Origin of the sequence: Shewanella litoralis, assembly GCF_009828585.1 — a bacterium.
GTDB classification, from domain to species: domain Bacteria; phylum Pseudomonadota; class Gammaproteobacteria; order Enterobacterales; family Shewanellaceae; genus Shewanella; species Shewanella litoralis.
Genome location: NZ_WSRZ01000013.1, coordinates 62935 through 84447, shown reverse-complemented (window position 1 = coordinate 84447; position 21513 = coordinate 62935). Strand labels below are relative to the sequence as shown.

Genomic DNA, 21513 nt, shown 5'->3' with positions numbered 1-21513 from the left:
CTATTGTAAGTCGATTCAACGCAGTTAGCGGGGCAAAGGACTGTTTGAAAGGCGTTTATTATCCCGAGTTGAGGTTATTTAGTCTTCATCACCGGCACCACCACCTACACGATCTTTAATCGCTGCAGTGATAGGGCCGCCGTCATGGCCATTAGCCGACGCCCAATCTAAGATGGTTTTACCATCAGCTTCAGGGGCTGCTAGGTCAGACGATGGCATACGTTTTGCGATAAACTCACCGACATCATTCGCATTTGAACTGTAGGCAGTACGCAATAAACTGCTGCCATCACAAGAAATGCTGGAATAAACGTTACGCAATTTGACGCGACTTTCTTTCATCTTTTTACGTAAACGATTTTTGTCGTCTGATTTAACATAATCACAAATGTTTGCTACTAATTGTTCTGTATTGGCAACAGCAGGGGCTGACACAGAAGATGCTGCAATCAGGGCTGCAATAGCCACAGGCAATAGACGCATCTGACACTCCTTTATCTTTATAGTTATATCGCTATACATACAGTGGGCAGTGAAGCTCGCTGACGCATATTAATTTCAGGGTATAAACGTGATTAATTTAACACTTTTTTACGAATGTGTTAAAGCTATATTGCAATCCTTTGTCGTTTGTTGCAGTTTCTGAGTTTTGAATCTGCCACGAACCATCATCCCAATGAGGAAAGTGCGTGTCGCCTTCGACATCTAAATCAATCATAGTCAAATATAATACGTCAGCTTGAGCCAGTAATTGTTCGTAAAGTTGACCGCCCCCAATCACGACCACCTCTTCACATTCACCAGCCGCAATAAGGGCTTGTTCAAAGTTCAGTACGCACGTGACACCGTCAATAACAAGCTGACTATTACGACTGATCACAATATTATGACGACCAGGCAACGGCCGCCCAATAGACTCATAGGTTTTACGGCCCATAATCACGGGTTTTGATAATGTCATTGCTTTAAAATGGCGTAAATCTTCAGGTAAATGCCAAGGCATTTTGTTGTCTTTACCAATGACTCTGTTATTGGCCATAGCGGCAATCATTGCGATACGCATTGTAAAGTAATCCTTTTCTATAATGGCTTAGACTTATTTAGCCAGAAGCTTAGCTGAAAAACCACGATGATGAATAGTACTTAGCTGAAATTCAGACATCAACTCTACACTTAAATTTAAGGCTCGATTTCAATGCTTGATTTAGTATGATTAGGATCTGTTTATAAATTAAATAATGGGACGAGTGCGATAATACAATAAACTGGGTAACGCTAATCCAACGGCTAATGCACCAAGGATAAAGACGGTTTTTAAACCATTTAGGATGACTTGGGCCGTTAACTCTGGGCTCACCTGGCTTTGCGCGGTTAATTGAATCAACGCGATTACCGTATTAAAAGCATAGGTTCCTGGTACCATAGGAATAATCGCCGCAACAGCGTACATCAAGGGTGGCGCTAAATGGCGTTTAGCAAACTGTATGGTGATGACGCCAACAAGCGCTGCAGCAACAAATGTTGCCCATTCAATTGGCATAGAGAACTGCAATAATAAGGTTCTAAAGCTATGACCTATCGCCCCTGCAATAGCACAATACACCAAATATCGCTTAGGGACGTTAAATACCATCGCAAAACCCACTGCTGGTATGGCTGAGAAAAAGGCGTCATGTAGCAAGATACTAAATAAGGACAGCATTAAAATATTCCGCCCATCTGCATCGCAATCGTAATACCGATGACCGACGCGAGAGTAAGCAAGGTTGCATGCCCCCAACGAGAAATACCCACATTCATGTGGCCCTTAACCATATCCGAAATCGCATTTATCAATGGGAAGCCGGGCACTAACATCAGCACACTGGCAGCCATCGTCGCTTGGGGAGTTGTGGTAATCGGCCAAACATATCCAATTTGGGCAATGGCAGTAATCACAAAGGCGGTAATTGAAAAATTAACTAAAAGATTGAAGTGTCTAGAGGCAAAAAACAAACGCACCATCATGCCGATAGAAGAAGCAAAAAAGGTGATTATGCTCGCGATCATGTCACCATCAAAAAGGTGACAAAAGCTCGCACAAGACAGGCCTATCATAGGAACAACAGCAATTGCGGGGTAGGTTTTAGGTTTTATATGGGCTAAACGACGTCTTACTTCGTTTGCTCCATAAATACCTTTTTCGGCTAAGATGCATATGCGTTGAAGTTCGCAAATAACCATCATATTAATGCCGTGAGCACGAATACGTCGAGTTGTTGTAATACAGCGTCCATGCACAAGGCTTGTGAGCACTAACGCATTAGAAGAAATAGACAACTCTATACTGGCAAGCCCAAGTGCTTTACCAAGGCGCTGACTGATCTCTTCAACAAGATCAGATTCAGCACCATAGGCCAACAGTAATTGCGCGCAGCGCACTACAAGTCGAGTTATATCATTTTGGCTATCTGCGTACACGATATCCTCAAATGAGCTAATTAACGTTGGTAAATAACTTCGACATCATAATCATCGTCATCGTCATCGAAATCATCATCAAAGTCATCATCATAGTCTTCATTGACGGAATCGTCAGCGCCTTGATGATAGTTATCCCATTTAAACTCAACATCCGCGTCAGCAACAATCTCTTCTTTAACCACTGGAATACTTTTAATGTAATCAAGCATCTTGATGCTTAACTCTTCAGTACCGGTGCGGTTATAAGCAGACATAGTATACACATCGCCTTGCCAATCTAGCTCTTTGACAATCGCATCAATTTTTTCTTGTAACTCTTCATCAAGTAACAAGTCAGTTTTGTTGAACACTAACCAACGAGGCTTAGCCGCAAGTTTTGGAGAGTACTTTTCCAATTCACCTACGATTGCACGAGCAGAATGAACAGGATCTGAGCCATCAATCGGTTGTATATCGATGATGTGTAACAGCATACGACAACGTTCAAGATGCTTTAAAAAACGAATACCTAAACCAGCACCTTCTGCAGCACCTTCAATCAAGCCGGGAATATCCGCAATCACGAAGCTTTGACCAGGACGTGGATTCACAACACCCAAATTTGGAACTAACGTGGTAAAGGGGTAATCGGCAACTTTAGGTGTCGCACGAGAAACGGCACGGATAAAAGTAGACTTACCGGCATTTGGCATACCTAGCAAACCCACATCAGCAAGTAGTAATAATTCCAGTTTAAGTGAGCGAACTTCACCAGGCGTACCTAATGTCTTTTGACGTGGGGCACGATTAGTACTGCTTTTAAAACGGGTATTACCTAAACCGTGGAAACCACCTTTAGCAACAAGTAGTTTTTGTCCATGCGTAGTTAAATCACCCAATGATTCTTCGGTTTCTTGATCGATAGCACGAGTACCTACAGGTACCTGAAGAATCAAATCTGTGCCGCCATGACCAGTACAATCACGACCACGACCATTTGATCCTCGCTCTGCCATATGGAAACGAGTAAAACGGTAATCGATTAGCGTGTTCAAGTTTTCGTTAGCTTGTAGAAATACACTACCGCCATCACCACCGTCACCGCCATCTGGACCACCATCTGGAACATACTTTTCGCGTCTAAAACTTACGCAACCGCTTCCGCCGTCACCTGCTTCTACGCGAATATTCGCTTCATCAACAAACTTCATACTGACTCCTGACGCCACTTAATCTGTAATTATAACCCCAAATCACTGGGATTTGCAGGAAAGCGCTGAAGATAGCATTCATCACGATATCGCCTACTGCATATAAACAAAATCATTAAACTATTCAATCAAAGTTTAATAATGTAAAAAACACAAAAGCCCCACCATAGGCAGGGCTTTCGAGATCTAGCTTAGTAAAGAATTAAGCTTCGATGCTAATAAACTTACGGTTATTAGGACCTTTAACTTCAAACTTTACTTTACCGTCTGTTAATGCGAATAGTGTGTGGTCACGACCAACACCTACATTAATACCAGCGTGGAATTTAGTACCACGTTGACGAACGATAATGTTACCAGCTAGAACTGATTCACCGCCAAAGCGCTTAACACCAAGACGTTTACTTTCTGAATCGCGGCCGTTACGAGTAGAACCGCCAGCTTTTTTATGTGCCATGAGTTAGACTCCTAAATTATGCGCTAATCGCAGTGATTTTAACTTCAGTGAACCACTGACGGTGGCCCATCTTCTTGTCGTGATGCTTACGACGACGGAACTTAACGATAGTTACCTTTTCGCCGCGACCGTGGCCAACTACTTCAGCTACGACTTTACCGCCAGCAACTAAAGGAGCACCAACATGTACTGTTTCACCGTCAGCAATCAATAAAACTTGATCGAATTCTACGGTTTCACCAGTAGCAACTTCTAATTTTTCTAAACGAACTGTATGACCTTCAGCAACACGGTGTTGCTTTCCGCCACTTTGAAAAACAGCGTACATAGCTATTTTACTCCAAATGACTAACACGCTAACTCATATAATTGACGAGACTAGGTGCTAAAAAACTTTTAATGACAATGGGCGCGGATTCTACGCGAAGAATTAGCATCAGGCAAGCCCTAATTTGCATTCAAATTAAAAAGAGCACATAACCGCACACTATTCATCAATAGCTAATGTGCGAGGGATAAAAATTAGCTAACATATTCCCAATCGTGAATAACTTCATTTTAACCATTTCTCATAGACATCACATCATTAAAAGCTGTCTTTTGAACTAAATGGGGAGTAAAAAAGTTACATTACACAACAACAGCATGATGTAATACACGTTTGATACGATACTTACTTTGAAAAACAGCGTTGATATCCTGTAAGATATGCGCTCAAATTCGATATGACTAAATTAAAGGGTGCTAACCCTGTCGCCCAACAACCAGAGACTATTATGGATTTAAACGCCATTCGTCAACTGGCTGACACTGATATGCAAGCAGTCAATCAGCTGATATATAAACAACTTGAGTCTGATGTAGCCTTAATTAACCAACTAGGTTTTTACATTATCAATGGCGGTGGTAAGCGTTTGCGTCCGTTATTATCAGTATTAGCAGCTAAAACGGTTGACTATAAAGGGGAGCACCACCTTAAGCTTGCGGCCATTATCGAGTTTATTCACACAGCATCTTTATTGCACGACGACGTAGTTGATGAGTCAACACTGCGTCGTGGTCGGGAAACAGCAAATGCATTGTTTGGCAATAGTGCCAGCGTACTGGTAGGCGACTTTCTTTATACCCGCTCGTTTCAAATGATGACAGAGCTAGACAGCATGAAAGTGCTAAAAGTGTTAGCGCATACCACCAACGTGCTTGCTGAGGGCGAAGTGCTACAGTTAATGAACTGTAACGACCCAAATACCAGCGAAGAAAACTACATGCGGGTAATTTACTGCAAAACCGCTAAGTTATTTGAAGCCGCTACTCAATTAGCCGGTGTTTTAGCCAATGTCAGCCCAGAGCAAGAACAAGCCCTAGGTGATTATGGTAAATTTTTAGGCACGGCATTCCAGCTAACTGATGATCTTCTTGATTACACGGCCAATGCTGATGAATTAGGTAAAAACATTGGTGACGACCTAGCAGAAGGCAAGCCAACCTTGCCATTAATCTATGCCATGGAAAATGGTTCAGATGCCGCTAAAAAGCTCATTCGTGAAGCCATTGAGCAAAGCGATGGTACTAAAGCCATTGATGAGATCTTAACCGCATTGCATGAGTCTGGTGCGTTACTGTATACCCAAGAAAAAGCTCAAGTTGAAGCTCAAAAAGCCATTGATGCTTTAACTGTTTTCCCTGAAAGTGACTACAAGCAAGCATTAATATCGTTGGCTCATCTCTCTGTTAACCGCAGCAATTAACATCGATTATTGCTCTGACTTTTTAATAGCTGCAGTTAGCCACAATGGCGCATTTAACAACGATTAAATGCGCCCTGAAGGTCAGTCGTTACACTTGCCAATCGATAGGGTTTTCCCCCTGCGCGACTAACATTTTGTTGACCGTTGAAAAGTGCTGACAACCAAAAAATCCGCGATAAGCAGACAAGGGGGATGGGTGTGGGCCGGTTAACACCTTATGTTGTGATGCTGTAATCAAACGGCCTTTCTTAATGGCATGGTTTCCCCAAAAAACAAATATTATCGGAGCATTCTGTTGGTTCAGCTCGATTAAGACATTATCGGTAAATATTTCCCACCCAGACTTTGCATGCGAGTGAGCGGCAGCTTGCTCAACAGTGAGTACGGTATTTAACAGTAAAACCCCCTGTTTAGCCCACGCAGTCAACTCGCCATGTAAAGGAATGTTAAACCCCTCTATATCATTACTTAACTCCTTGTACATATTAGCTAGCGAAGGCGGCGGCTTAACCCCCTTTTTAACTGAAAATGACAGCCCATGCGCCTGATTAGGGCCATGATAAGGATCTTGCCCTAGTACCACTACCCTAACCTGATTTAGGGGCGTTAAATCAAAGGCAGTAAACACTTCGTCGTCTGGCGGGTATATCACTTTGCCCTGAGATCGCTGCTTAGCAATAAATTGTTGCAGTTGCTGATAATATAATTGAGACGATTGCTGCGCTAAAAATGCTTGCCAGCTGGCTACCATGATGTTTCCTCTTATCAAAAAACGTACCTAAAAATATGATTGCATGACAAATCACTGATCACGAGCCAACACTTAACAGTCAATCATTATCATGGATCACGGTTGCACTGAAAAACGTTATCAGCCAAACACGACTGCTGATTAACAATCAATAAAATCGTAGATAAAGATCGCAATAGACAATTTTTTACCTGATATTTTACATAGAAATCGTTACACTCGATTGAAACTAACTCACCGACAAAGTGGATCTGATGTCTGAACAAAAAACTGAACTCACCATGTACCAAATTGCCGATCAATTTATCGCACTAGCCAATCAATTAAGCCAACAAGAAAATGATATTGGCAAAGTTGGCACCGCAATGAGATTTGCTTCTGCACGCTTTAACGCTTTCGAAGCAGCCATTAAATCAACCGATTTAGCCGCAGAAAAAGACAATGCTTTAGAGTGGTTCTCAAATGAATTCAAAGCTATGTTAAACGAGAACCTAGACGACCATATTGCTAATCCGCCCATTCCTGCACAGCCACCAGTTGATGATGCAGTCGAGATCTTTAAAGCCGATTAAACGTTAATATGATTAAGCCATCATACTCGGTGGCTTAATCTGTTAAACAAGTGAGTAAATCACTCTAACTGCCAGTAAAATTAATACCAAACCAGATAGCCTATCAATCAATTGCGACTTTTCACGCAACTTGGGTAATACGGCAGAATGCGATAATACAAAAGCGATAATGGTATACCACAGCCCATCAATGATTAGCGGGGTCAACACAATCAAGCCTTGACCAACGGGTGTCTGAGCCGCAAGAACAAACTGACTAAACAGTGCTAAAAAGAACAATAAAATCTTAGGGTTGAATAATGAAATGGCTAGACCATCACGTGCAGCCTCCCACAAGCTACTTGGTTCCCCAGCCGCTAATTTTTGCTGCATACCGCCCTTTGATTGCAATGATTGTATGCCTATCCAGGCTAAATAAAGTGCCCCGATTATGGCTATCGCGTTAAAAATCATTGGCGAAGCCTTAAGCACTACAGCTAATCCCAATAACGTCACTAACGCATAAATACCAATTCCAATCGAATGAGCCCATGCGCAAACTACTCCATGTAAACGCCCACCACTTAATGTGTGCCGAACCACCATGGCTAAACTCGGGCCTGGCGACATCGCCCCCAAACAACAAATTGCCAATAATCCTAACCAAGCACTAAACGACATAACACCTCTATTTTCTATTCACTATTTTAACCACCAGTTAAGTGTGCGCTGCTAATGTTACCTCACTTTGCACTTTCATAAACCAATAACAGGCGCTATGACAATTTTAATGATGATATTACTGGCAGTGATTTTTACTGCCGTTGTTGGGCTTATTTGGGCCAAAATAAACGGTAAGGCAATCCCTGTGCTGGTGATTATTATGCTGGTATTCATGGGATTATGTTTTGCTGGAGTCATTGCATTTGTGAATAAAGGTGAAAATTACTTCGCTCATCACACTTTACGTTGGCAACCACTAGAACCAGATAAAATTGCACAATACGTGTCTCAAGGTAATATTGTGTTTGTCGACATTACTGCTGATTGGTGCGTCCCCTGCCAAACAAACAAGGCAAATGTTCTGCATCGTGAACAAGTGGTTAATCAATTAAACCAACCACACATAGTGCTTATGCAAGGTAACTGGACTGAAGCTGATGCTGTAATTGAGCAGTACATGGGGCAACAAGGCGTTGCGGGTACGCCCTTTAATAAAGTGTATGGTGCCGCCTACCCTGACGGTATTGAGTTACCTAAAGTACTCATTATCGACGATATAGCTAAAGCCTTGTCTTTAGTCGTGCATTAAGCGCTCACTCAACAAAAAAAAGACTGCCGAAGCAGTCTTTTTTATTCATAACGTTCACGATTGTGAGTGTTATTAGTATGTTCTATTAGCGCTTAGAAGCGATAGTTTACACGGCCGTAGTAGTAGCCACCGTTGTAATCAAATGGACCACTTTCGTAGTACACTGCACCTAACTCACCTAACGTACCATCTTTAAGCTTTTGCGCTTCCTGGTCGAATATGTTGTTAGCGCCGACTGAAACAGTCAGGTTATCCATAACCGCATAACTCACTTCAACATCAATTGTCACAGCAGCATCAGCGGTTTCAGAACCCCAATCAGACGTATCATCAGCATGTGTCGCGTAGTACTCACCAAAGTAGTTCGCACGAACAGACGTACTTAGATCATCCCAGCTCTGGCCCCACGTTAATGTAGCACGATGTGCAGGAATACCATCTTCTAAACGACGCACTTTACCTAGGTCTGTTGTGGCTTCGTCGAACTTATCAACGGTAGTGTCTGTCCAGCCATACGCTAGGCTAAACTTAGCGTCACCAGAGAACATGTCCATACTGTAAGAACCTACAATATCAACACCCTGAGTAGTAGTATCAAAATCGTTGGTATAATAAGTTACCGCAGAAATTAACTCAGGAAACTCAACGCCAGCCGCTCTTAACGCATCATAATCACTAGCTTCAACCGTAATTTGACTCGATTGTGCAATACGGCCTGTGACTTCAATGTTGTAGTAATCAACGGTTAAGAATAAATTTTCATATTCATACACAAAACCAGCTGCATAACTGACAGACTCTTCAGGCTTTAACGTTTCACCACCATAAAATGCGGCGAGTGGGTTCGTTGGCGGCGCAATAAAGGTCTGAATTAAATCACCGTTAACAATTGATGTCTGTGTGTTTACTACGTTTTCTTGACCCACCGTTGGTGCGCGGAAACCGGTACTGTGAGATGCACGGAATGACAGTTCATCAGTAGCGATATACTGCGCAGTTAACTTATAGTTTAACGTGTCACCAAAGGTAGAGAAGTTTTCATAACGCAGTGCAACACCAAGCAAGATGTCATCTGTTAGGTACGCTTCAACGTCGGTATACACACCGATGTTGTTACGCTTGTTCTTACCTGCCGATTCTGGTCCAAATCCTTTAAAACCGTGCGAACCGATGTTAAAGCCTTGGTCTGCATAAGGGCCTGCAATCCACGATGCCTCTTCACCTTGACCAATCTCAAATGACTCTTCGCGCCATTCAAAACCAGTAGCAAAGCTAATATCTTCTAAACCACCAATGGTCACAAAACGATTCATATCAGCGTTAAAGGTGGTTTCAATTTGCTCGTATGAGCCAGTATCAAAGTCAGTTGGTGTCTCTAAACCCATAGATGGGTTAAGTGAGTTTTTTAAACCAAAACTAGCTTTATTGCTACCAGTACCGGCACTGACATCATAATTCCATTCGCCAGATGTGCCTTTAATACCGGTAAAGAAAGACATATCTTCAATTTTACCGGTAAATTGTGGTGTATAACCGCCTGGACGAATTTGGTTCATAGAGAAACAATTTGGATCGGCAACCATAGCAAGGTATTCAGGCGTATTTAGCACGTTTGGAACGTTAGCAGGAACGACACCACAAGTAGACTGGTCACCATTAACAGCACCCACCAAAAGTGTTTCACCACCGTCTACAGAATAAACGTTACCGCGATTGTGCGGGTTACGATAATAGAAACCACCTGTTGCTTCACGTGATGACACGTTACCAAATGCATACAAGTGAGTATTGTCATTAATGTCAAAGCCTGAGTTTACAAATACGGTAAAATCATCTTCAATTTCTGGGTTACCCCATGTTTGCGCAGGATCTTGAATCGACGTATTGCCACCAGCAGCAATCGCGGCAGCATCTGGACGCTGCACACTTCGACTAGTGGCATCTGCAGTTTTATATTGTGCGCTGATGTTAACAAAGCCATCGTCAGTTAACGGTAAACCGATGTTACCGTCAACGGTTGTTGCTGCGCCGTCACCTTCGTAATACTCGCCCTGGCTAACAGTAATAGAACCGCCTTCAGAGGCATCTTTTAAAACAAAGTTCATTACACCGGCAATCGCATCCGAGCCATACTGCGCAGCAGCACCGTCACGCAGCACTTCAACTTGCTTTAGCGCAACACCTGGAATAACTGAAATATCTGGGCCTTGAGCACCATCGTTAATGCCTCCACCCTGGAATGCAATAACTGAAGCACGGTGACGACGTTTGCCATTAACTAAAATAAGTGTGCTGTCTGATGGCAGGCCACGAAGGTTAACTGGACGAACAAGCGTTGCTGCATCACTAATTGGTTGTGCACGTGAGTTAAATGAAGGTACAGAGGTTACCAACATATCAATCATGTCAGTTGAACCATTTTTCTTAAGATCATCACTGCTAATAATATCAACTGGAACTGGCGAGTCACCAATTGAGCGAGGCGCTGCGCGAGAACCCACGACAGCAATTTTTTCAACGTTTTCTTTCACTGCTTCTTCGTCAGCAGCAAAAGCTTGAGAGCTCATCACTGTTCCGGCAAGTGCAAATGAAATGGCTAAACTCAATGAGCTCACACCAAATTTAGTTTTTTTTGATTGCATCATTATTATCTTCCCAACTGCTTATTATTGTTGTGTTTCAACTAAGTCATAGGTGATTCATGCCTAAAACCAGTTTTGTCTAAAATGTGAAATACTCCCTATTCCAGATACATTTTTATAACAACCAAAACACAATTGCTAACACTTTCTGATATTAATAAGCGGTATCTAAATCATAAATTAGCCATAAAAATACTAAACATATGATTTTAAGTGATATAAATCACATTATGATTTTTTCTCAATAATATTCATTTTGCATAAAAAAACGTCAAAAAACATTTACGTATAGAAAATTTTACACGCCGTATGCCATTTTTCATCCACTGCGAATCGCCTATTGCATAAATAATGGCAATCCCAATTCAAACTTTGCCAATTAATCGCGACACGTGTAGGTTAGGGGAACAATCTAAACGGACGTTTGATTTAAAAACAATAACAACTCAAAATTTACTGGGGGTATGCATGCCTTATGATGCTGATTCAACACTCGATTTACATCAATATACTTCTATCGTCGACCTGATCGAAAAGTCGTGTCAAAAATATGCGCAAAACACCGCTTACGCATGCTTGGGGAAAGACACCACATTTAGCGAAATAGAACGCGATTCACGTCATTTTGCAGCCTACTTGCAACATTGCACTACTTTACAACCTGGGGATAGAGTAGCGCTTCAACTGCCTAATATTACTCAATTTGTTATCGCAGCTTATGGCATAATTCGCGCAGGTATGGTGTTAGTTAACACTAACCCTATGTACACCGAACGAGAATTGACCCATCAATTTAACGACTCAGGCGCAAAAGCCTTAATCGTACTATCAGACCTGCTGCCAACACTCACCAATGTCGTCAATAACACCCCTGTTGAACTGGTTATTTCGACACATGCAATGGATCTTATCCAGCTGCAACCTCAGCCAGACACACCGTTTGCAAAAGTGACATTTTTAGATGTGTTAGCCGAGGGGGAAAAACATCCTTACCAGGCTGTTAAGCCAACCCATGATGATTTAATTGCCTTACAATACACTGGCGGCACAACGGGTTTATCAAAAGGTGCCATGCTCAATCATGGCAACCTTTTAGCTAACTCAGGCCAAGTAAAATCACGTATTGCAAGCACTATGAATCCGGGGCATGACGTATTTGTAGCTCCTTTACCTATTTACCATATCTATGCATTTATGGTGAATTTAGTCCTGTATTTTGAATCGGGTAGTTGCTCGGTGTTGATCCCTAATCCACGCGATATCGCCGGATTAATCAATACAATGAAAACCTATCCTTTTACCGGGTTTGCAGGTTTAAATACTTTGTTTGTGGGTTTATGCCACCAACCAGAATTTAAAGCCTTAGATTTCAGTAATATGACCATCACCATTTCAGGCGGAACCGCATTAACCAGTGCCGCGGCAAATTTATGGCAACAAACCACAGGTTGCATGATTTCAGAAGGATATGGCCTGTCGGAAACATCACCGGTTGTCAGTTTGAACTCACCTGGCTATCAACGCCTTGGCACTATTGGAAAACCAGTGTTAGGCACCGAAGTTAGAGTGCTGGATATGGATGACAATGAAGTGGCGACAGGGCAAGCTGGAGAGTTAGCCGTTCGTGGACCGCAAGTGATGCAAGGTTATTGGAACAAGCCTGAAGAAACCGCCAAAGTCATGACCCAAGATGGTTTCTTTAAAACCGGTGATATTGGTATTGCCAGCGAAGATGGTTATCACACCATTGTTGATCGTAAAAAGGACATGATTATTGTGTCTGGTTTTAACGTTTATCCGAATGAAGTTGAAGATGTCTTATCAACCAATGAGCTGGTTCTTGAATGCGCCGTGGTCGGCGTTGAAAATGAACGAACAGGTGAAGCCGTTAAAGCGGTGATTGTGTTAAAGCAGCAACCAGATGATATCGAAGCGACTAAACTACAGATTGATGACTATTGCCGCAGCCAATTAACCGCGTACAAAGTACCGCGAATAATTGAGTTTACCGATCAATTACCGAAAAGTACTGTAGGTAAAATTTTACGCAGGGAACTGCGCAAATAAGCTCACAATATCTTTAATTGTTCGCACAATAAAAAAGATGCCTCGGCATCTTTTTTTATTAAAAACCATACTCACTAAGCGGGTTCGCTGTCCATCAGCAATTGCAGACTGGCAAATTCCCGATATAACGCATTACTAGTCATCAATTCATTATGGGTGCCGCTCGCCACTAATTGACCTTTATCCATCACAAAAATCCGATCAACATTAATCACCGTCGCTAATCGGTGAGCAATAATCACCGTGGTGCGTTTTGCCATTAATGAATCTAGGGCTTGCTTCACTTTAACTTCACTCACCGCATCTAAGGCACTGGTCGCTTCATCTAGCAGCAGCAAGGGCCTGTCGGCTAAAATGGCTCTAGCAATGGCAATTCGTTGCTTTTGGCCACCCGATAATCTCACGCCGCGCTCACCAAGATACGTTGCGTAGCCATCAGTAAATTCGCGAATAAACTCGTCCGCCTTAGCGGCAATACATGCCTCAATGACCTCATCATCAGTTGCAGATAAACGACCGTAACGCACGTTTTCAAGCACATTCATGGCAAAAATGACCGACTCTTGCGGGACTAATGCATACTGCTGACGTAAATCGGTTAAAGACAAGGTTGCAATATCAACATCATCTAATAAGATTTGCCCAACTTTGGGTTGATAAAATCGCATCATCAATTCAAACAAGGTACTTTTACCTGCACCACTGGGCCCAACAAGCGCGACACGCTCTCCAGGCTCAATGGTTAATGACAATTGTCGGATGACATCTTGGCCACTGTCAGAGGGGTATGCGAACACCACATTATTGAAATGCAGTAACCCTTTTACCGGTAAACTCAATTGATGGGGTACAGCTTGCTGCGGAATATCAACGGGGGTATAAACCAGTTCCATTAAGCGTTCTGCCGCACCAGATGCACGTTGAATTTCACTAAATACTTCGCTAATGGTTGCCACTGCGCCGGCCACCATAACGGCATAAAACATAAATGCAGATAACTCCCCCCCCGTAATATTGCCGCTCATCACGTCTTTTGCGCCAACCCAGGTCACAAACGCAATGGCACCAATACTTAAAAACATCACAGTCGAAATCAATAAAGCACGATACTTAATACGCCCTTTTGCCACATCCATTACCGCTTCTACGCGGTCGGTAAATAACTGGCGATCTTTTGTCTCATGGGTGTAGGCCTGAACGGTGTGGATCTCATGCAACGTCTCATCAATATATGCGCCTAAATCACCGACACGATCTTGGCTTTTACGCGACAACACTCTAACTTTACGGCCAAAATAACTCACAGGTCCCAGCACTAAAGGTACCGCTAACAACACCAGCAACGTCAGCTTTACACTGGTAAAGCCCATCATAACAATACCGCCTAATACAGTTACACCCGATCGCAACGCCATTGATAAGCTCGACCCCACCACACTTTGGATTAGCGTGCTGTCAGCAGTAAATCGAGAAATCACCTCACCCGTTCGTTGCGTCGCAAAAAAGCCTGGCGATAACGACAAAAGATGCTGATATACCTGCAAGCGGATATCTGCGCTAACCCGTTCGCCCAGCCATGTCATTAAATAGAATCGACAAAAAACCGCCGTACCACTAATTGCGGTAATCCCAACAATAATCAACATGATCTCATTTAATCTGGCGGCATTGTCGGCAATAAACCCTTCATCAACCATCATTTTTACGCCCTGCCCAAGTGATAACCACGCGAGCGAACCAATAAATAAAAAGATGATGGCAGCCACAACCTTTAATTTATAAGAAGATAAAAAATGCAAAATCCAGGGTAAAACGCGGTATGGTGTAGTCACAATTGAGCCCGAGTCTGAAGTAGCAGTAACATCAGATGGCGTTGTCGGTGAGTTCGTCACAGTATTAACCAGCAAATAAAACTAAGATAAAATGATAGTAACAACAAAATGTGAGATTGTAGATGCCTTATACACCCAATAAACTAGGCAAACCAAAATCCATAGGTACAAAAAAACAAATAATAATAAATAGGCTATGCAAAACATGTTAAACAAACCTAAGGGGTTCACCTTAATCGAACTCGTTGTTGTGATTGTCATTTTGGCAATACTTGCCATCGTTGCGAGCAGTAAATTCATCAGTTTACGTAAAGAAGCCATTGTCTCAACCATGGTGGGAATGGAAACAGCAATGCAATCTGCCGCCACATTAACCTACTCTAAAGCCGCTATCGCGGGAGCTGAAAGGCTTGCATCAACCACGCTCAACATTGATGGTGTAGACGTAGTGTTAGCTTATGGTTACCCCAACGGCACAGCAGCAGGGATAGACCTATTAATGAATGTCCCTGCAGATGACTGGCAAAAACGCGCTAGTGTTTACACCGGCGCTTGGATATATTGGCATGGAGTTATCGCGGAAGATGCGGGTGTGGCACAATGTTATTTACGTTACAGGCAAGCGACATCTACCACTGCACGGCCAATCATTAATGTTGAAACCAGCGGTTGCTAACCACAATTATCGTTAAGCGTCAGGATAACGCGCTTCAATATTTTTTAATGAACGTAAAAATAACCCTAAGCCACCAATGCTTAACACCAAAATGACAATTAAATCGAATGCACTCATGTACGAAAACCGAAAGTTAATCGCGCTTATCACGCCAAAGATAAGTGCAACTAACGACCCAAAGGTGAGCAGCCAACCCAGAGGGTTTTTAGCGTTATAAAACATTAACCCGACCCCAAACATAAATGGGATCATGACCATGCCACTCGTTAATCCAAAACCACCCAATTGATACAAATGACTACCAAAGCCAAATGAACTGGTCACTTTAATGGCATTGAGTAACATGTAAAAACCGCCACACATCATGGATAAGCCAATAAAAAATTGCCCTATACCGCCGCTTGTTCCACCAGCACCTTTCATCATTATCCCTTGAAATACTTTATGATAATGACAATTTACTCAACCGCTTAGCGAATAGCAATCTTTGTCGACATCGCAATTTCTCGCGCTACTAGGCGATATCTGAGATAATGACCAAGTGTTTATTGAGCCGCATTGATCGCAATAAACGCCTCCTTGGCAATTCATCACAATTTTTTATTTAGGTAATACACCCATGACCACCCAATTTGCTTGCGCAGGCATTGAACTTGAGCTCTATCGTTACCCCACTCAACAAGCCTCAAACTTACAAGCATGGGACGCCGCAGATGAGCATTTGATTAAACACTTAATCGATAGTCAGCAGCCTGTAGTGCCAACAGCCATACTGAATGACAGTTTTGGCGCATTAACCTGTGCGTTAACCACCGTTAACAATCAGTGGCCAATCACGCTGGAAACCGATGCAAAAACCAGTTTGCTCGGTTGCCAGTATAATTTACAGCACAATCATTTAACGCCTGAGTCTTTGCAAATCATTAATAGCCGTGAGGCGATACCGTGCAATACGCAATTGGTATTAATGAAACTACCTAAAAACCTCCATTATTTTGGCCAACAACTTGCCCGGCTATCAACTATTTTACCAGCGGGAACAGCGGTATTAATTTCAGCCAAAGCCAAGTCGATAAATGCAGCCTTACTCAGCCTTATTGACAAAAATCTAGGCCCATCGAGTGCCAGCTTAGCCTGGAAAAACACCCGAGTGATTAGCTGTATCAGTGATGGTAATGCCCGTACTATCGCAGCACCAGTTAATTGGAAGGTGAACGAGTTAGGACTGACGATCAGTAACTTAGCAAATGTGTTTGCAGCAAACAAATTAGATATTGGCGCGAGAATAATGCTCGATAACATGCCTAAGGGAGACTTTACACATGTCGTTGATTTAGGGTGTGGTAATGGCATTTTGGGGCTTCATGCAAAACAATGTTACCCACAAGCGCAAATTCACTTTGTTGACGACTCTGATATGGCCATCGCATCGGCAAAGCACAATTGGCAGCACAATAAATTAGGATCGCCAGATAACGCGCCACACGGACATTTTTATTGGGATGATTGCCTAACTAATTTACCCGATGACATCAGCCCAGATTTGGTACTGTGTAACCCTCCTTTTCATCAAGGTGAAGCGATTACCGATCATATTGCATGGCAAATGTTTGTCGATGCATATAAACGGTTAAAGACTGGCGGTATTTTACATGTTGTCGGCAATCGGCACTTAGCCTACCACGTTAAAATAAAACGCATTTTTAATAACTGCACAACAATTGCTTCCAACGGCAAGTTTGTCATTTTACAAGCTAAAAAATAATCCGCACCGTTAACCAAGGCCAAGCATGAGCGCTTTGATGTAGGACGATCGACCATCAAAAGGGATAATCTACCATGTTATCCCCTTTTGATTATCACTACGGTAATCGCGAAACACAAAATTGGACTTACCAAAAAAATTAAATTGGTTGACACCAGTTATAGCCAAAGACTAGAATCACATTACCAACCTAGCTTAAACTACATTTTGCAGTAGATATTGGTCCAAATTCAGGTTTACGTTTAGGTTTACCCCATCAACATATGACAACACTCGACATGGATGTCGCTTATTTAAGGTAGAGCTCCTCTGTCTCATACCACTCGTCGGCCCCTTAGTTATCTTTGGGGTCTTTTTTTTGATAATGGAATATAAAAAAACGCGCTAACAGTTATGTTAGCGCGTTCAATAAGTGATAACCTAAACCCAGATTATTTAAACATTTAGCCTTTCATTTTAACTAAATTTTCAATTGAATATAAATCCCGATTAGCGCTATTTTTACGGCGCACTTCCTCTAAGGCTTGCTGCTCTAGCTTATCAAATAAAACATTGATTAATCTATTAAAATGCTTATGCATTGCGAGTCGTGCTTCAGCCGCATCGTGGGCAGATAACGCTTCATAAATTGCCGTATGCTCAGCCAATGTTTTATTGTTGTCGGTGCTACAGACAATATTATAGTCTTCAATGATCTCGTTGCTTGATGAGCGCAATGACCACATATTTTCAAATAGATTAATTAACGCGCCATTACGAGTGGAGTAAGCAATAATTTGATGGAACAGTTCATCTGCTTCTTCGACATTTTGCATGTCTTTCATCATAACCAATGTACCATGCAGCTTTTCAAGCTCTTCTGCAGTGATGGTCTTAGCGGCTAGTGCAGCGATTTCACCTTCTACAAGTGCACGGGCTTGAGTCAACTCAAAAGCATTAACATTGCTTACGCTAACACTTTGCTTTTGATTATTGACAACATAAACACCCGAGCCTGTTTTCACTTCCACTTTTTCACGTACTTCTAACGCAATAATCGCTTCACGAATGGTCGGCCTGCTGACTTCAAATTTCTCTGCAAGCTCTCGCTCTGGGGGTAAACGACTGCCTACCGGATATTCGCCACAGGCGATGGCGGCTTCAATCGTATCGACTATTCGCCAAAATAAACGACGGTTTTTCATATACCTTCCTTCGAAAAGTAAAACCAATTTAGTGGTTTAATACTGACATATTATCGGTTAAAACCGTGGCAGCAAACAACTAAATATCATGACCTGCCACTCAGTGAATAAAAATAATAGCACATTGTCTGGCCTTTAAAAGCATTGGTAATAACAATTAGCAATAAACACAACCAAATTGGTAAAGCAATTTGGTTGACAAGACATTAATTGTTGGTTAGTTTCTATGCAGAAATATAGTAATGCTCAATATGCCTTAATAGCGGCATATTACGCTGACAAAACGAATGCACAAATCTGGGGAGATTAACGTGAAATCTAACATAATAAATAATATTACAAATAGCCTGATGCAATCATGTTGTGTGCCTCATTCCATCTTTTTTAAGCCTTAAACCATTCCTTAACATCCTTTGATACTGACACGCGACAACAATGAGAAGTTGTGACATTCAAGTGTAAAAACGTGTTTCTTCACCGTGATGAATATCTGGTCTACCAATTTACCTAGAAACTTTGGTAGCACATTAATTAGGCTCGACTAGAGAGACAACATGAACCCATTCAACTCCCACACACCATTTTCGTATGGGTTAATTAAACGACTATTAATGTTATCGATACTCGTTCCGCTAACGACTCAGGTCTATGCCCAAGAGCATTTAGTTGCATCTCAAACGCAATACCAGCAAGCATTAAAGCAGCTGCAACCTGGCGATAGCATTATTTTAAAAAACGGTACCTGGCAAGACTTTGAAATCGTATTTACCGCTCAAGGGACAGCTGAAAAACCAGTAACCTTGACCGCACAAACCAAAGGCAGCGTTATTTTATCAGGCCAATCTAACCTTCAACTGGCTGGCGAATATCTGCAGGTTTCGGGCCTGGTATTTAAAGATGGCTTTACTCCAACCAATGAAGTCATTGCTTTTAAGAAGAGCGATACCGAGCTTGCCAATCATTCGCGGATCACCGAAGTCGTTATCGATAATTACAACAACCCAGACCGACAAATGTCAGATAATTGGATTGGCATGTACGGCCAGCACAATCGCCTCGATCATAGTCATTTTGTTGGTAAACGTAATGCTGGGGTAACATTAGCTGTGCGCCTTGAAGGTGAGCAAAATCAACAAAATCATCATCGAATCGATCACAACTATTTTGGCCCACGACCTATTTTGGGCTCTAATGGCGGTGAAACCATCAGAATTGGCACTAGCCATCATTCATTAACCAACTCATTTACTGTGGTCGAAAATAACTATTTTGATCGCTGCGACGGTGAAGTTGAAATCATTTCGGTAAAGTCAGGAAAAAACCGCATACAAAACAATTTGTTTTACCAGTCTCGGGGCACATTAACCCTAAGACACGGTAACGGTAATATCATCGACAGCAATGTGTTTTTAGGTAATGGCGTTGAACACACTGGTGGGATCCGCATTATTAACCGCGATCAAACCATCACTAATAACTATCTTGAAGGACTCACAGGCACGCGCTTTGGTAGCGGATTTACCATTATGAATGGCGTACCAAATTCGCCAATTAATCGCTATCACCAGGTGGTGAATGCCAATGTTCATCACAACAGCTTTATTAACCTTGAACATATTGAGTTGGCAGCAGGCAGTGACAGCGAACGTTCAGCCCCCCCCAAAGACAGCACGCTGACTCAAAACCTATTTATTAACCCACATTCGCCTTTTACTTTGTATGACGACATAAGTGGTTTGCGCTTTAGCGACAACATCACTAACTTTGCCAGCAAAGACATAAACCCAATCATAAAAAAGGGCGTAAACACCCACAATATTACTTTGGTTCGTGCGGCAAACGGGTTGCTATATCCCAGTGATAGCAAGTTTGCACAGTATGGTGTTAACAGCACATTGCTCCCCACAACCACACAACAAACCGGGCCAACCTGGTACCCTAAATCTGAACCCACTGTTGAGTTTCAATCTGGCAAGGTTATTAAGGTCAGCAATGCCGATGGAGAGTTAGACAATGCCGTGGCCGCAGCGTTATCGGGTGACACATTATTACTCAGTGATGGCCAATACAACATCGACACCCTGCTCGCTATCAATAAAACCTTAACGTTTAAAGCCGCAAACACGCATAAAGCCATTGTGAGTTTTGAACGCCCAAGTCTGTTTGAAATTCAAAATAACGGTAACTTACAACTCGACGGGCTTGTCATTAACGGTAAGCTAAGCCCAGATGCGCCAGGCAATAGTGTTATCAGAACGCTTAAATGGGGCATGTTGACCAACTACCGTTTTGACATGAGCAATAGCATTGTTGAGCAGCTCAATAGCAGTAATACTTTTCACTTTTTCGACTCCGGCAGCCGCGCTTTTGCCGATACGATTAATGTGAATAACAGCCAGTTTCGTCACATTAGCGGCGATGTATTTCGCCTGAATAAAGAAACTGACGACATCGGCATTTATAACGCCGAATACCTGGATATCACTCACAATCAATTTGACGATATAGTCGGCAACGTTGCCACAGTTTATCGCGGTGGCACCGATGAAAGTACCTTTGGCCCGCATGTGTTAGTTAACCACAATCAATTTACCCATGTTGGTAAAGGCCAGCAAAATCAAACTGAGTCAATATTAACTCTGCATGGTGTACAGGTAAGCCAAATAGCACACAACACATTTACCGACAGTGCCGCCATTAGCATTTTCCACACAGTAGGAGAGCCACAAACCACCATCGCCAATAATCAACTCATTAATACCCCAGCCCCACAGGTGACGGAGTTTGTCACTCAAGGCAAACACACTGCCAATATCAACAATAACAAAGTGCAAACACGATGAATCACACCCAGAAAAACAATGGCAAAAATCCG

General features: G+C 42.4%; 20 protein-coding genes. 7 read left to right on the top strand and 13 right to left on the bottom strand.

The window, feature by feature from the left end; all coding sequences use genetic code 11:
* Window positions 1-78 precede the first annotated feature (78 nt).
* The 7 genes from GQA99_RS11915 to rplU all read right to left on the bottom strand — a co-directional run bounded on the left by GQA99_RS11915 (window position 79) and on the right by rplU (window position 4438).
* A complete protein-coding gene (locus GQA99_RS11915; protein WP_160054099.1) occupies window positions 79-483 on the bottom strand; it encodes a DUF3718 domain-containing protein in 405 nt (134 codons plus the stop codon).
* Window positions 484-580: 97 nt separating this feature from the next.
* A complete protein-coding gene (gene folA, locus GQA99_RS11910; protein WP_160054098.1) occupies window positions 581-1063 on the bottom strand; it encodes a type 3 dihydrofolate reductase in 483 nt (160 codons plus the stop codon).
* A 168-nt stretch (window positions 1064-1231) separates the two neighbouring features.
* Complete coding sequence (locus tag GQA99_RS11905; RefSeq protein WP_160054097.1) at window positions 1232-1702, bottom strand: threonine/serine exporter family protein; 471 nt, start codon at window positions 1700-1702, stop codon at window positions 1232-1234.
* Complete coding sequence (locus GQA99_RS11900; RefSeq protein WP_160054096.1) at window positions 1702-2460, bottom strand: threonine/serine exporter family protein; 759 nt, start codon at window positions 2458-2460, stop codon at window positions 1702-1704. Before GQA99_RS11900 ends, GQA99_RS11905 begins: the two co-directional genes overlap by 1 nt.
* Window positions 2461-2480: 20 nt before the next feature.
* Window positions 2481-3653, bottom strand: a complete 1173-nt coding sequence (gene cgtA, locus GQA99_RS11895) for an Obg family GTPase CgtA (protein WP_160054095.1) — start codon at window positions 3651-3653, stop codon at window positions 2481-2483.
* Between the two features lie 202 nt (window positions 3654-3855).
* Complete coding sequence (gene rpmA / locus GQA99_RS11890) at window positions 3856-4110, bottom strand: 50S ribosomal protein L27 (RefSeq protein ID WP_160054094.1); 255 nt, start codon at window positions 4108-4110, stop codon at window positions 3856-3858.
* A gap of 16 nt (window positions 4111-4126) precedes the next feature.
* Window positions 4127-4438 carry a 50S ribosomal protein L21 gene (gene rplU / locus GQA99_RS11885; RefSeq protein ID WP_137222599.1) on the bottom strand — a complete coding sequence of 104 codons (312 nt, stop codon included), beginning with the start codon at window positions 4436-4438 and terminating at the stop codon, window positions 4127-4129.
* A gap of 448 nt (window positions 4439-4886) precedes the next feature.
* On the opposite strand from rplU, the gene ispB reads away from it, so the two are divergent.
* Window positions 4887-5858, top strand: coding sequence for an octaprenyl diphosphate synthase (gene ispB, locus GQA99_RS11880; protein ID WP_160054152.1), 972 nt, complete (start codon window positions 4887-4889; stop codon window positions 5856-5858).
* 88 nt (window positions 5859-5946) lie between these two features.
* On the opposite strand, the gene ung is transcribed toward ispB, so the two are convergent.
* The gene (ung, locus tag GQA99_RS11875) at window positions 5947-6609 is read right to left on the bottom strand and encodes a uracil-DNA glycosylase (protein ID WP_160054093.1); all 663 of its coding nucleotides are present in this window, start codon (window positions 6607-6609) and stop codon (window positions 5947-5949) included.
* 254 nt (window positions 6610-6863) lie between these two features.
* On the opposite strand from ung, the gene GQA99_RS11870 reads away from it, so the two are divergent.
* Entirely contained in the window at window positions 6864-7181 is a 318-nt protein-coding gene (locus tag GQA99_RS11870; RefSeq protein ID WP_160054092.1) for a DUF3144 domain-containing protein, read from the top strand.
* A 42-nt stretch (window positions 7182-7223) separates the two neighbouring features.
* On the opposite strand, the gene GQA99_RS11865 is transcribed toward GQA99_RS11870, so the two are convergent.
* Window positions 7224-7841, bottom strand: a complete 618-nt coding sequence (locus GQA99_RS11865) for a LysE family translocator (RefSeq protein ID WP_160054091.1) — start codon at window positions 7839-7841, stop codon at window positions 7224-7226.
* Between the two features lie 109 nt (window positions 7842-7950).
* On the opposite strand from GQA99_RS11865, the gene GQA99_RS11860 reads away from it, so the two are divergent.
* Window positions 7951-8472 (top strand): thioredoxin family protein, encoded by a 522-nt coding sequence (locus tag GQA99_RS11860; protein WP_229785873.1) that lies wholly within the window; start codon window positions 7951-7953, stop codon window positions 8470-8472.
* 92 nt (window positions 8473-8564) lie between these two features.
* On the opposite strand, the gene GQA99_RS11855 is transcribed toward GQA99_RS11860, so the two are convergent.
* Window positions 8565-11117 (bottom strand): TonB-dependent receptor plug domain-containing protein, encoded by a 2553-nt coding sequence (locus tag GQA99_RS11855; protein WP_160054089.1) that lies wholly within the window; start codon window positions 11115-11117, stop codon window positions 8565-8567.
* Window positions 11118-11582: 465 nt separating this feature from the next.
* On the opposite strand from GQA99_RS11855, the gene GQA99_RS11850 reads away from it, so the two are divergent.
* Window positions 11583-13181, top strand: a complete 1599-nt coding sequence (locus GQA99_RS11850) for an AMP-binding protein (protein WP_160054088.1) — start codon at window positions 11583-11585, stop codon at window positions 13179-13181.
* 74 nt (window positions 13182-13255) lie between these two features.
* On the opposite strand, the gene GQA99_RS11845 is transcribed toward GQA99_RS11850, so the two are convergent.
* Window positions 13256-15013: an ABC transporter transmembrane domain-containing protein gene (locus GQA99_RS11845; protein WP_229785877.1), complete on the bottom strand. Its 1758-nt coding sequence runs from the start codon at window positions 15011-15013 to the stop codon at window positions 13256-13258.
* Window positions 15014-15218: 205 nt separating this feature from the next.
* On the opposite strand from GQA99_RS11845, the gene GQA99_RS11840 reads away from it, so the two are divergent.
* Window positions 15219-15689, top strand: a complete 471-nt coding sequence (locus GQA99_RS11840) for a type II secretion system protein (protein ID WP_160054087.1) — start codon at window positions 15219-15221, stop codon at window positions 15687-15689.
* 12 nt (window positions 15690-15701) lie between these two features.
* Here GQA99_RS11840 and GQA99_RS11835 read toward each other — a convergent pair whose 3' ends face one another.
* Window positions 15702-16112 (bottom strand): hypothetical protein, encoded by a 411-nt coding sequence (locus GQA99_RS11835; protein WP_160054150.1) that lies wholly within the window; start codon window positions 16110-16112, stop codon window positions 15702-15704.
* Window positions 16113-16308: 196 nt separating this feature from the next.
* Between GQA99_RS11835 and GQA99_RS11830 the strand changes: the two genes are divergently transcribed.
* Complete coding sequence (locus GQA99_RS11830; RefSeq protein ID WP_160054086.1) at window positions 16309-17454, top strand: methyltransferase; 1146 nt, start codon at window positions 16309-16311, stop codon at window positions 17452-17454.
* 443 nt (window positions 17455-17897) lie between these two features.
* On the opposite strand, the gene GQA99_RS11825 is transcribed toward GQA99_RS11830, so the two are convergent.
* A complete protein-coding gene (locus tag GQA99_RS11825; protein ID WP_160054085.1) occupies window positions 17898-18638 on the bottom strand; it encodes a FadR/GntR family transcriptional regulator in 741 nt (246 codons plus the stop codon).
* Window positions 18639-19192: 554 nt separating this feature from the next.
* Here GQA99_RS11825 and GQA99_RS11820 point away from each other — a divergent pair.
* Window positions 19193-21481, top strand: coding sequence for a polysaccharide lyase 6 family protein (locus GQA99_RS11820; protein WP_160054084.1), 2289 nt, complete (start codon window positions 19193-19195; stop codon window positions 21479-21481).
* Window positions 21482-21513: the final 32 nt, after the last annotated feature.